Raw genomic sequence first — 11,978 nt, forward strand, 5'->3', positions numbered from 1 at the left:
GACGATGTTCCGCATGCCGATCTTCACCTGGAACGTGCTGCTGACCGGTGTGCTGGTCCTGCTCGCCTTCCCGGTCCTGGCCGCGGCCCTGTTCGCCCTGGAGGCGGACCGCAAGTTCGGCGCCCACGTCTTCGACGCCGCGGGTGGCGGCGCGTTGCTGTGGCAGCACCTCTTCTGGTTCTTCGGCCATCCAGAGGTGTACATCATCGCCCTGCCGTTCTTCGGCATCATCTCCGAGGTCATCCCGGTCTTCTCCCGTAAGCCGATGTTCGGATACTTCGGCCTGATCGGCGCGACCATCGCGATCGCGGGTCTGTCCGTGACGGTGTGGGCGCACCACATGTACGTCACCGGCGGTGTGCTGCTGCCGTTCTTCTCTTTCATGACGTTCCTCATCGCCGTACCCACCGGTGTGAAGTTCTTCAACTGGATCGGCACCATGTGGCGCGGAAGTCTGTCGTTCGAGACGCCGATGCTCTGGGCGACCGGCTTCCTGATCACGTTCGTGTTCGGCGGGCTCACGGGTGTGCTGCTGGCGTCGCCGCCGATCGATTTCCACGTGTCCGACTCGTACTTCGTGGTGGCCCACTTCCACTACGTCGTCTTCGGCACGGTCGTGTTCGCCATGTTCTCCGGCTTCCACTTCTGGTGGCCGAAGTTCACCGGCAGGATGCTGGACGAGCGCCTCGGCAAGATCACGTTCTGGACGCTGTTCACCGGCTTCCACGGCACGTTCCTGGTGCAGCACTGGCTGGGCGCTCAGGGTATGCAGCGGCGGATCCCCGACTACCTGGCGGTGGAGGGCCTGACGGCGCTCAACACGGTGTCGAGCGTCTTCTCCTTCCTGCTCGGCATGTCGATGCTGCCGTTCTTCTACAACGTCTGGAAGACGGCCAAGTACGGCAAGCCGGTCACGGCCGACGACCCGTGGGGCCACGGCCGCTCCCTGGAATGGGCCACCTCCTGTCCGCCGCCCCGCCACAACTTCGTCGTCCTCCCCCGGATCCGCAGTGAATCCCCGGCGTTCGACCTGCATCACCCGGACGTCGCGGCCGAGCGGGAGCTGACGCTGCGGTGACCGCCATGGAGGATCTCCCCGCCGACATGCGGGCGTTCCACAACGAGGTCGAGGGCTACCTGCTCGCCGCCGCCGCACACGAGGAGGCCCGCGCGGCCGCCGCGCGCTTCGCCGCCGGGCTCGACTGGCTGACCGAGGCGCAACGCCGCGAGCTGGAGCGGCGGTTCGCGGTGGAGCACCTGGCGCTCGCCCGGGCCTCCTGGCAGCGGACGGGGCAGCGTGCTACGGAACTGCGGGGTGAGTACGAGGCCGCGTACCGCGAGTCGCGCATGCGGCTGCTGGCCGGTCTGCTGCTGGGGTTCGTGCTGGTGGTCGCGACGAACTTCGTGGTGCTGATGTCGGCCTAGGGTCCGTCGTTTTCGACGCGATGGGGGCACCGCCCGCGCGAGCGAAGCCGAGCGTGGAGCCCTGAGAGGCCCCTCAGGGGTCCGGTCAGGGGTTCCAGCCCGGCGGCCGCAGAATGCCGATCAGCTGCCGGACCAGTTCGTCGACGACCTCGTCCAGCGTGGCCTCGACCCAGCCGGCACTCCAGTCGTGGAGCAGCCCGTTGACGCTGCCGATGAAGCCTGTCGCGGCGAGACGGTAGTCGCGGCGTGCCGCCTCCCCGCGCTCGGCCGCCGCCCGGGCCTCGGCGCAGATGAGGTCGACCCAGCCGGCCCGGCGGGCGAGCCGCTGTTCCTCCAGGCGCGCGCTGACGCCGATGATCTCGACGAAGGTGATGCGGATCCGGCGCGGGTCCGCGGTGACGTTCCCGGCGTAGGCGCGGAAGATCGCGGTGGCGCGCTCGGCGAGCGGCAGGCCCGCCGCCGCGGCCGCCGCCTCCAGCACCGCCGACTCGGCCCAGGCGTTGACCTGGAGGTGCAGCGCGGCGAGCACGTCCTCGAGGGTGCGGAACTCCTCGTAGAACTGGCGGGTGGAAAGTCCGGCGGCCTCGCTGAGCGCCGCGACCGTGGTGGAGCGGAAGCCCGGTGCGTCACCGAAGAGTTGGAGCGCGGCGTCGAGGAACCTCCGGCGGCGTTCGGCCTGCCGCTCCTCGGCGGTCTTGCCGCCGTAGCGGCCGGTCGGCGCTCTGAGTCGGCCCGGCACCGGCTCCCCCTCCGCGTTCGGACGTCCATCCCCGGTCGAACACCGATTTTGTCGTGCACACGGTCTTGTGGAGAAGGCCACCCTTCCTTACTTTGCAGTAAGTTAACTCTGAAAGCACGTGTGTTCAGATTCCTCACCCCACCTTTGAGGAGGGATCAGCCATGCCCGTCTTCCGACGACGGCACCTGTGCTCCCTGACCGCCGCCCTCGCCCTGACCGCCGCGGTTCCCGCGACCGCCGCCCAGGCGGACGCGGCGGGTGCCTCCGCCGCGCTGCGCGAGGTGCTGTTCGTGGGCAACAACTGGGACGGCACCGCCGATGTCATCAAGTCGACCGGCGACTTCGCCAAGCTCGGCCGGATCAATGTCATCCCCGACAAGGACGAGCGGATGGCGCAGATCAACGCCGACCCGATCCGATGGATCGCCTTCATGACGATCCGCAACACGGTCGGTGAGGGCCACGACCAGTTCGTCGACGACATGTACTCCACACCGGACGGCTCGTCGGTGGTCGTCTCCCGGCCGAGCTTCGCCGACGTGGTCAGCCTCGACGTCACCACCGGGCGGATCAACTGGCGTTTCCCGGTGTCCGGTTACCGCTCCGACCACATGGCGGTCTCCCCCGACGGCAAGCGGGTCGCGGTGTCGGCGTCGACCTCCAACACCGTGCACGTGCTGGACATCGTCACCGGCAGGGAGCTGGGCAGGTTCGCCACCGGCGACAAGCCGCACGAGAACATCTTCACCCAGGACGGCAAGTACATCTACAACATGGCGATCGGCGACGTGAACACGCAGACCGACGCACCGTGGCTGGACTGGACGAAGGGCGACCGGCGCATCACGGTGGTCGACGCGACGACCTTCAAGCAGGTCAAGGTCATCGACATGCGCCCGCAGCTGGACGCGCTGGGGCTCAAGGACCACTCCGACGCCGTCCGGCCGGCCGTGTTCTCACCGGACGAGTCCAAGCTGTACTTCCAGGTGTCGTTCTTCAACGGCTTCTTCGAGTACGACATCGCGACCGAGAAGATCACCCGCACCAAGACCCTGCCGAAGAACCCGGCGACCAGCGACGACCGCACCACGTTCGTCAACGACTCCCGCCACCACGGCATCTCGATGAGTCCCGACGGCGGCAAGCTGTGCGTCGCGGGCACGATGGACGACTACGCCACCGTCGTCGACCGCGCCACCCTGAAGGAGGGCCCGCTCGTCACCGCCTCGAAGCCCTACTGGGCGACGGTCAGCGGTGACGGCAGGTCCTGTGTCGTCTCCGAGAGCGGCACCGACCAGGTCACGGCCATCGACTTCACCACCGGGAAGAAGACCGTGTCCGTGCCGGTCGGCGACCACCCGCAGCGGGTCCGGCTGGGTCATGTGGCGGCCGGCTGGACTAGCCCGCCCGCCGGCTGACCTCCTTCGCCGCCCACGCCGCCAGCTCGGAGCGTGCCGCGGCGAGCAGTTCCGCCGAGGGTGCCGCCGCCCCGTTGGTCACCAGCGCGTAGTGCAGGACTCCCGAGTCCGGCGCGGTGAGCAGCAGGCGGCGGCTTCCCGCGCCGCCCGGCTCCTCGGCCACGCCGACCGGGGCGGACGCGGTGTACGCGGGCGGCGCGTGGACCGTGCCCAGGTCGGAGACGACCGTGGTGGAAGCGGTCGGGAAGCTCGCCGGCAGATGCAGCTCGGTGGGCGCCGCGCCGCCGTTCGAGCGCCACAGCAGCAGCCCGTACTGCCCTGACCCCACCAGCCGCTGCACGTTCGGCAGGGAGCCGGGCACCGGGTTCCAGGTCAGAGTCGTCGAGCCGTCCCGGGAGCGGTCCTCGTACGTGAAGCCGACAGTCGTGCCGGCGCTGGCGCTCGGGTACAGGCGGTCCAGGAGCCGGGCGTCCTGGCGCAGCACGGGCTTGCCCGAGTCGTCCAGGCGTACGGCGGACAGGTCCTCGTCGTTCCAGGCGTCGCCCTGGGTGAGGACCTTGCCGGGGTTGCCGTTCATCAGCTCGCGGTGACGGCCGTTGTAGATGTCCCACTGCCACTGGGAGCCGGAGAGCACCGGTCCGGAGGCCGCCGGGTCGGACCACCAGTCGGCGCCCCTCAGCCTCGAGTCGAGGGCCTGGTACATCGCCTTGAGGACGGTGGGTGCCTTGTCGGAGACGATGCCGGCCAGCGGGTGCCCGAACTCGCTGACGACGGCGGCCGTCTGCGCGGCGGCGGCCCGCTCTCGGACCGTGCGGAAGTCGCCCGTGTACTGGCCGTCGGCCGCCTTGCCCCACATGAAGACGCCGGAGATGGCCTTCTGGTCGTAGAAGTGGGTGTTGAAGACGTAGCGCGGTCCGAGCCGGCCGGCGTCGAGCAGGCCGCCTTCCTGCCGCTGGAAGTCGATGTTGGCGTTCCAGAACAGGTTGGGCTCGACGAACGCGGGCTTGTCTCGCCAGCCCGCCGTGTCCATGCGGGCCCGGAACCTCTCGTAGAACGGCCACAGCACGTCCTTCTCCCAGGCCCGGCTGGTCTGCCCGGAGTCGAGGACGCCCGCGTGCGGTTCGTTGTAGGGGTCGAAGCCGACGATGCCCCTGAACTGGTCTGCGCTCAGGTGCTGTCGCACGTACGCCATGGTTTTCTCCGCGGTGGCGAGGAAGGCGTCCTGCACACCGTGCGCGTTGTGCCAGAAGTCGTGCGACGCCCGCTTCACGGCCTCGTTCTGGGTGATGTTCTGGCCCCAGAAGAGGCAGATCCCGCAGGACTCGTCGGGGTAGTTACCTGCCTCCACGGCCCATCGGGGGGCGCCGTCACCGGTGTACCAGCTGTCGGCGTCGAAGAGGTGCCGGGAGTAGAGGTCCTGGTGGAAGTCGGGGTAGACGCGGATCCCCGCGTCGAGGAAGGCCTTCATCTGGGCCGTCGCGGCGGCCAGATAGGACGTGTCCGCCCTGCCGCGCTCGGGCTCGGCGTAGGCCCAGGAGAGCAGGAAGCGAATGGTGTTGCCGCCGCCGAGCGCGCGCAGCGCGGCCGCCGACTTGCGCGCGTCCGCGACCGACGCGAAGGGCAGGCCGCCGTTCTCCGCCAGCTTGGTCCCGCCGGAGACGTTGTAGCCGCGCAGCACGATCTCCCGGCCGTGGGCGTCGGTGAAGCGGCCGCCCTGGACCGTGACGGCCGGATCGTCGAACCAGAGGGGGCCGGGAGGGGGCGCGGCGGTGGCGGGCGGGACGCCCGCCACCGACACGGAGCCGAAGAGGACAGCCAGGACAATCAGCAGACGCGCTCGAATAGTCGGCATGTCCATTACAGTCCGGCGATGTCAGGACACCGTCAACACCCCTGACTCCCAGGTAAGTTCCCGCTCGGACGGCCCGCACACTCAGCCGCCCACTCTTCGTGTCACGTTCAACAAGTACTCCTTCCTGTTCAGCGGGTTGTGATCGGTGCGCGGGCGCTCGGGGACCGTGCCGTACATGACCGGCGCGTAGTGGTCGAAGGCGCTCTCCAGTTCGCCCTCGCCCCGGGTGAGTCCCGGCAGCCGCTGCTCCAGGGCGTGCACCCGGGCCGCCGGTACGGTGCCCTCGAGGACGCAGGTGTCGTCCCGGTTCCGCGTCGTCCCGGGTACGGCCGCGAGCCCGGCCAGGACCGGCAGCAGTGCGCCGAGGGTGTCGGCCGGGGCTTCGAGGCGGAAGCGGTGCATCGGCTCGTGGACCCTCGTTCCGGCCCGCCGCAGCGCCTCGGTCAGCACCAGCGGGGTCAGGCCGCGGAAGTCGGCGCCGGTGCTCGACATGCTCTTGTCGAAGCCCTGGTGGGCGTGGCTCTGCCGGGGCGAGTAACCGCTGTGCGTCATGGTGACCACGCAGTCGGGGATCTGCCAGCCGTGCAGGCCCTGGCCGAGGGTCTCGCGCACGGTGTCCTCGACGGCCTTGAAGAAGGCGTACGGCATGGAACCGAGTTCCACCTCGAGCCGGAAGCAGACGCCCGAGCCGGCGGGTGCCGGTTCGACGCGCAGGCCGACCGTCGCGAGGAACGGGTTCGGGTCGTTCTTGTTGAACTCCACGGCCTGTCCCGTGCCGACGATCCGTTCGACACACAGCGGCGTCGTCTCCCGGAAGGTGACCTCGAGGCCGTACTCGCCGGCGAGGGTGGCCTGGACGACCTCCTTCTGCACCTCGCCGTAGAGGGACACGGAGGTCTCCTGCCGCCGTTCGTCGTGGCGCAGCCCGATCAGCGGGTCCTGTTCGGCGAGCTGGGTGAGCGCGAGGTGGAGCGCTCCCCGGTTCACCCGCGAACCGGGGACGACGACCGTCTCCAGGGTGGGCGGGGCGAAGAAGCGCTCGTATGGCTTGCGGGGTTCGCCGAGCGCGTCGCCGATCCTGATGTCGCCGAGACCCCACACCCTGGCGATCTGTCCGGCGTGGACCGCCTCGCATCGGGGGCGTAGGCGACCTTCTCCCCCGCCGGTCCGCGCTCGATCTTGAACACGGTGCCGGACACCGGCCCGTCCGTGGCGCCGTCGGCCGTCGGCAGCAGTTCCTCGATGCCGGTCAGGAGCGCGTCCACACCGGCGCCGGTCGCGGCGGAGCCGAGGTAGACGGGATGGACCAGGGCCTCGCGTGTCCGGGCGGCGAGCGAGGTGAGCAGCAGGGCTTCGGTGACCGAGTTCTCGACGTACGCCGACAGCAGGGTGTCGTCATGGTCGGCGAGGACGTCGAGGGCGGCGGCCGGGCCGGGCCCCGGGATGAATCGGGCTTCCCGCGTGCCCGGGCGGGCGGCCGTTCCCATCGGCACGATCGCCGGGGTCAGACGGGCCGAGATCGACCGCAGCGCCTTCCCGGGGTCCGCCCCGCTCCGGTCGATCTTGTTGACGAACAGCAGGGTCGGGATGCGCAGCCGCTTCAGGGTCCGCATCAGCACCCGCGTCTGCGCCTGCACGCCTTCGACGGCGGAGACGACGAGGACGGCGCCGTCCAGCACGCCGAGCACCCGCTCGACCTCCGCGATGAAGTCCGGGTGGCCGGGGGTGTCGATGAGGTTGACCGCCACACCGTCCAGGGGGAACGACACGACGGCGGACTTGATGGTGATGCCGCGCTGCCGTTCCAGCGCGAGGGTGTCGGTACGGGTGTTCCCGTCGTCGACGCTGCCGACCTCGTCGATCACCCCGGCCGAATGGAGCAGTCGCTCGGTCAGGCTGGTCTTACCGGCGTCGACATGGGCGAGGATTCCCAGGTTGAGCAAGTGCACGAAGCGTCATGTCCTTCGAGGAGAGGTCCGTTCCTGACTGGGGGGACATGTACGCAGTGCGCATCCGGGGCTCCTCGGGAATCGGTGACGTCGTCCCGTGCAGTGCAGCAGACCGGCCCGGCGCGCCACAACGGAATTAGCGGCCGGCGGGGCACCCGGTGGAATCACAGCCCGAACAGAGCACGACCGAGATCCAGACCGGCGTCCGGCCGGAGTACGTCAGGTTCGTCACCGGCCCCGACAGGTCGGCACGGTACACAGACATCAGCGAGGGAATCCCATGATCTTCATCACCGCGAAGTTCCGAGTCCGTCCCGAGTACGCCGACCGCTGGCCCGAGATCACCTCTGACTTCACCCGGGCGACACGCGCCGAGCCCGGTTGCCTGTGGTTCGACTGGTCGCGCAGTGTGGCGGACCCTGCGGAGTACGTCCTGGTCGAGGCCTTCCGCGACGAAGAGGCCGGGGCCGCGCATGTGCAGTCCGCGCACTTCAAGGCCGCGCAGCGGACGCTGCCGCCGCATCTGGTCGAGACGCCGCGCATCGTGAACGCGAACGTCCCGCAGGACGACTGGTCGCTCCTCGGAGAGATGGCGGTCCCGGGCCGGGAGTAGCTCCCGCTCCCGTGCCGGCGGCCGGCTCGCTCACGGCATGACCGCCGCGGCTGCCCGCTCCGTCCGCGCGGCGGGCGGAGCGGGGGCACGAGACTGAGCCGTATTCCGCGGCGGCCCGCTCTTGCCTCGGGCGGTACGGCACCCGTACGCTCACCGACCGTACCGACTGGACGGTATGCCACCGAGGAGGGTCGGTGCGCGGCAGTCCGCCGGCCGTGCCGGCCGCCGAGCCGACGCGACCGCAGAAGGAGCCACCTGAGATGAGCAGAATCAACCGCCAGATACGCCTTGCCGCGCGTCCCGTGGGAGAGCCGCGCCCCACCGACTGGGAGCACGTCGAGGAGCCGGCCGGGCAGCCGGGTGACGGGGAGTTCCTGGTGCAGGTGCTCTGTCTGTCGATCGACCCGGCCATGCGCGGCTGGATGAACGCGGGCAGGTCCTACATCCGCCCGGTGGAGATCGGCGAGGTGATGCGCGCCGGCGCGGTGGGGAGGGTGGTCGCCTCCCGGCACTCCGGGTTCGCGGTCGGCGACCATGTGTCGGGCGCCTTCGGCGTGCAGGAGTACTGCGTGTCGGACGGGCTCGGCGTGACCAAGGTCGATCCGGCGGCGGCTCCCCTGCCGACCCATCTCGGCCTCCTCGGCATGTCCGGCCTGACGGCCTACTTCGGTCTGATCGACATCGGGCGTCCCGAACCCGGCCAGACCGTCGTCGTCTCGGGTGCGGCGGGGGCGGTGGGCAGCGTCGTCGGGCAGATCGCCAAGATCCTGGGCTGCCGGGTCGTCGGGATCGCGGGCGGTGAGGCCAAGTGCCGGCTGGTGGTCGACGAGTTCGGGTTCGACGCCGCGATCGACTACAAGAGCGAGGACGTCCGCAAGGCGCTGCGCGAGCACGCCCCCGACGGGGTCGACGTGTATTTCGACAACGTCGGCGGCGACGTTCTGGACGCCGTCCTGCTGCGGCTGGCGCGCGGTGCCCGTGTCGTCGTCTGCGGTGCGGTCTCCCAGTACAACAGCACGAAGCCGCAGGGCCCCGCCAACTACATGTCATTGCTGGTGAACCGCGCCTCCATGACGGGCATGGTGGTGTTCGACTACGCCGACCGGTACTCCGAGGGCGTCGCGCGATTGGCCGAGTGGCGGGCGGAGGGCCGGCTGACGTCCCTCGAGGATGTGGTGTCCGGCGACGTCGCGGCGTTCCCCGACACCCTGATGCGGCTGTTCCGTGGTGACAACCACGGCAAGCTCGTGCTGAAGATCGCGGACTGACCGGGCTGAAGGGAGGGAGAATTCCGGTGAAGGCACTTACCTACCACGGCCGTCACGACATCCGCTACGGCGACGCACCCGACCCGGCCGTCACCAGCCCCACCGACGCGGTGGTGCGGGTGACGGCGGCCGGCATCTGCGGCAGCGACCTGCACCTGTACGGCGGCAACCCGTTCAGCCCGGAACTGGGCTACACACCGGGGCACGAGTGTGTCGGTGTGGTGGCCGAGACGGGCGGCCAGGTCACCCGCTTCAAGCCCGGTGACCGGGTTCTGGTGCCCGCTTCTGTCGGCTGTGCGCACTGCCGCTCGTGTGCGGCCGGGTTCACCGCCCGGTGCGAGCGCGCCAAGTCGAGTACGGAGCTCTGCTACGGCGTCAGCCCGCAACTCCCGGGCAGTCAGGCCCAGGCCGTGGCGGTGCCCTACGCCGACGTCAACCTGGTGCACTTGCCCGAGGACGTCTCGGACGAGGCCGCCGTCGTCCTGACGGACAACGCCCCCACCGCCTGGTACGGCTGCCGCCGTGCCCGTATCCAGCCCGGCGAGACCGTCCTGGTCATCGGCCTCGGCCCGGTCGGCCTGATGGCCGCCCAGTCCGCCTTCGCGATGGGCGCCGCGCGGGTGCTGGGCGCGGACCTGGTCGCGGAGCGCCGTGCCTTCGCCGCCGGCCTGGGCGTCGAGCCGGTCGAGGGCGAGGACGCGCGGGCGGCGGTACGGGAGATGACGGGCGGGCGCGGACCGGACGCCGTGGTGGAGGCCGTGGGCTCCGACGCGACCATCGAGCTCGCCCTCAAGGCCGTCCGGCAGGCGGGCCGGGTCAGCGTCATCGGGGTCAGTCAGAGCAGGGCGTTCCCCTTCCACATGGGGCTGGCGCAGGTCAAGGAACTGGAGTTCGCGATCGGGTTGTGCTCGGTGCACTACGAACTCCCTCCGCTGATCGCCCTCACCCGTGCCGGCCGGATCAAGCCCGAGATCATGGTCTCGCACCGCTTCGCCCTCTCCGAGGGCCCGGAGGCGTACGAACTGTTCGCGGGCCGCTCCGACGGCGTCCGCAAGATACTCCTCGACCCCACCCGCTGACGCCTCCCCAGGGCCGCGGGCGCGGCGGCCCCGGCACGGTCGCGCCGGCCGTCCTCACCGTCAGCCCGCGGTGCCCTCTCTCCCCCCGGCGGGTCTCCACGGCCGCAGCCGGTGCGGCTCCCCGCACCGGCTGGCGGCGACATCCTCATTCGGCCATTTCCGGGACCGTCGGTGGACACGGGGCGGTCTGAATGGAACGCTCCCTCCAGACCACGGGTGGTACCCAGGAGACGCGCCCCCCGGACGCGCCGACGCCGTTCCCCGTACGAGCGCGCATCGCTCATCAGCACGAAGTCCTCGCAGCAGCCGAGTCCTGGTACGCCCGGATTCCTCGCGGAGAGGGGTTCACCTCATGAAGTGCACAGCCGTGACGGCCGCAACCGCCGTCGTCCTTCTGGCCACCGCCGCACATCCCGCCGCACACCCCGTCGCCCGTGCCGCCACTACCGCGGCCCCCGGACCTGCGGTGTTCACCGTGGACACCACGTCCGACGCGGTCGACGCCGACGCGGCGGACGGCCGGTGTCTCACCGCCTCGGGCGGGTGCAGCCTGCGTGCCGCGGTGATGGCCGCCAACGCCAGACCGGGCAGCACGATCACGCTGCCTCCCGGCCGTTACCGGCTGACGATCCCGCCCGACCCGCGGCTGATCATCGGCGACAACCCCGACCCCACCACGGGCGACCTGAACGTCGCCGCCCCCGTCACGATCGAGGGCGGCGGCGCACGGACCACGGTCATCGACGCCAACCACCTGGACCGGGCCTTCCGCATGCAGGCGGACAGCCGGCTGTCCGACCTGACGATCACCGGCGGGGTAACCAAACAGCGCGAACTGCCCATCACCGACACCGGTGGTGGCGCGATCGCCAACGGACATCACATGACGCTGCGACGGGTCGTCGTGACCGGGAACTCCGCCGGTTACGGCGGCGGCATATTCAACGTCCCGGACTCCCACCTCGATCTGATCGACAGCACCGTCAGCGGAAACGTCGCGGGAGAGGCCGGCGGCATCAGGTTCGACGACACCGGCACCGTGACCAACTCGACGATCGCGGACAACCGGGTGACGAACCCGGGCGACCGGCCCGGCAGCCTCGCCGGTTACGGCGGAGGCATCGACATCCGCGGGACGGGAACCGTGGAGATCCTCAACTCGACCATCACCGGGAACCGTTCCAGCGACGGCGGGGGCGGGATCAACATCGCGCCCGCCTACCTCGACAGCCTGCCCTCACCTATCCCCGACATCGTGGACCTGCCCCTGGGGCGCATGACGCTGCGCAACTCCATCATCGCGAACAACACCGTCGACGGTTGGCCCGCCAACTGCAAGAAGGCCTTCGCCACCATCACCTCGCAGGGCCACAACCTCGACGGCGACGGCAGCTGCCGGCTGACCGCAGCGGGCGATCTGCCCAGCCGCGCCCCCCTGATCGGACCGCTCGCGGACAACGGCGGCCCCACCGACACCGTCGCGCTGCTGCCCGGCAGCCCCGCCCTGGACGCGGCCGACGGCTGCCCGGCCACCGATCAGCGCGGCGTCGCGCGTCCCCAGGGCACCGCCTGCGACATCGGCGCCTACGAGCACACGCCATGACCCCCGCGCCTCAACCGCCCAACCGACTCCGG

9 protein-coding genes and 1 pseudogene are annotated in these 11,978 nt (G+C 70.3%); 7 read left to right on the plus strand and 3 right to left on the minus strand.

From position 1 onward, the window contains the following. Both IE212_RS03475 and IE212_RS03480 read left to right on the plus strand, forming a co-directional pair. Window positions 1-1,078: cbb3-type cytochrome c oxidase subunit I (locus IE212_RS03475; protein ID WP_190196181.1), on the plus strand; the 1,078-nt coding region annotated here is incomplete at its 5' end. A 5-nt stretch (window positions 1,079-1,083) separates the two neighbouring features. Next, entirely contained in the window at window positions 1,084-1,425 is a 342-nt protein-coding gene (locus IE212_RS03480) for a hypothetical protein (protein WP_229864024.1), read from the plus strand. Window positions 1,426-1,510: 85 nt separating this feature from the next. Here IE212_RS03480 and IE212_RS03485 read toward each other — a convergent pair whose 3' ends face one another. After that, window positions 1,511-2,164 (minus strand): TetR/AcrR family transcriptional regulator, encoded by a 654-nt coding sequence (locus IE212_RS03485; protein WP_190196182.1) that lies wholly within the window; start codon window positions 2,162-2,164, stop codon window positions 1,511-1,513. Window positions 2,165-2,325: 161 nt separating this feature from the next. Here IE212_RS03485 and IE212_RS03490 point away from each other — a divergent pair, with 161 nt between their 5' ends. Next, on the plus strand, window positions 2,326-3,582 hold the full coding sequence (locus tag IE212_RS03490) for a YncE family protein (RefSeq protein ID WP_190196183.1): 1,257 nt from the start codon (window positions 2,326-2,328) through the stop codon (window positions 3,580-3,582). Here the strand turns inward: IE212_RS03490 and IE212_RS03495 are convergent. Then, window positions 3,563-5,440 carry a glycoside hydrolase family 5 protein gene (locus IE212_RS03495; RefSeq protein WP_190196184.1) on the minus strand — a complete coding sequence of 626 codons (1,878 nt, stop codon included), beginning with the start codon at window positions 5,438-5,440 and terminating at the stop codon, window positions 3,563-3,565. The two genes, IE212_RS03490 and IE212_RS03495, sit on opposite strands and share 20 nt — an antisense overlap. A 75-nt stretch (window positions 5,441-5,515) precedes the next feature. Beyond that, window positions 5,516-7,383 (minus strand): annotated as a pseudogene (locus IE212_RS03500) (GTP-binding protein). Window positions 7,384-7,663: 280 nt separating this feature from the next. Here IE212_RS03500 and IE212_RS03505 point away from each other — a divergent pair. From IE212_RS03505 to IE212_RS03520, 4 genes are all read left to right on the plus strand, one after another. Then, window positions 7,664-7,996, plus strand: a complete 333-nt coding sequence (locus IE212_RS03505) for a putative quinol monooxygenase (RefSeq protein WP_190196185.1) — start codon at window positions 7,664-7,666, stop codon at window positions 7,994-7,996. A 260-nt stretch (window positions 7,997-8,256) separates the two neighbouring features. Continuing rightward, window positions 8,257-9,264, plus strand: coding sequence for an NADP-dependent oxidoreductase (locus IE212_RS03510; protein WP_190196186.1), 1,008 nt, complete (start codon window positions 8,257-8,259; stop codon window positions 9,262-9,264). Window positions 9,265-9,290: 26 nt separating this feature from the next. Beyond that, on the plus strand, window positions 9,291-10,343 hold the full coding sequence (locus IE212_RS03515; RefSeq protein WP_190196187.1) for an alcohol dehydrogenase catalytic domain-containing protein: 1,053 nt from the start codon (window positions 9,291-9,293) through the stop codon (window positions 10,341-10,343). A gap of 367 nt (window positions 10,344-10,710) precedes the next feature. Then, window positions 10,711-11,946: a right-handed parallel beta-helix repeat-containing protein gene (locus tag IE212_RS03520; RefSeq protein WP_229864026.1), complete on the plus strand. Its 1,236-nt coding sequence runs from the start codon at window positions 10,711-10,713 to the stop codon at window positions 11,944-11,946. Window positions 11,947-11,978: the final 32 nt, after the last annotated feature.

This window comes from Streptomyces djakartensis (genome assembly GCF_014651075.1).
GTDB lineage: Bacteria > Actinomycetota > Actinomycetes > Streptomycetales > Streptomycetaceae > Streptomyces > Streptomyces djakartensis.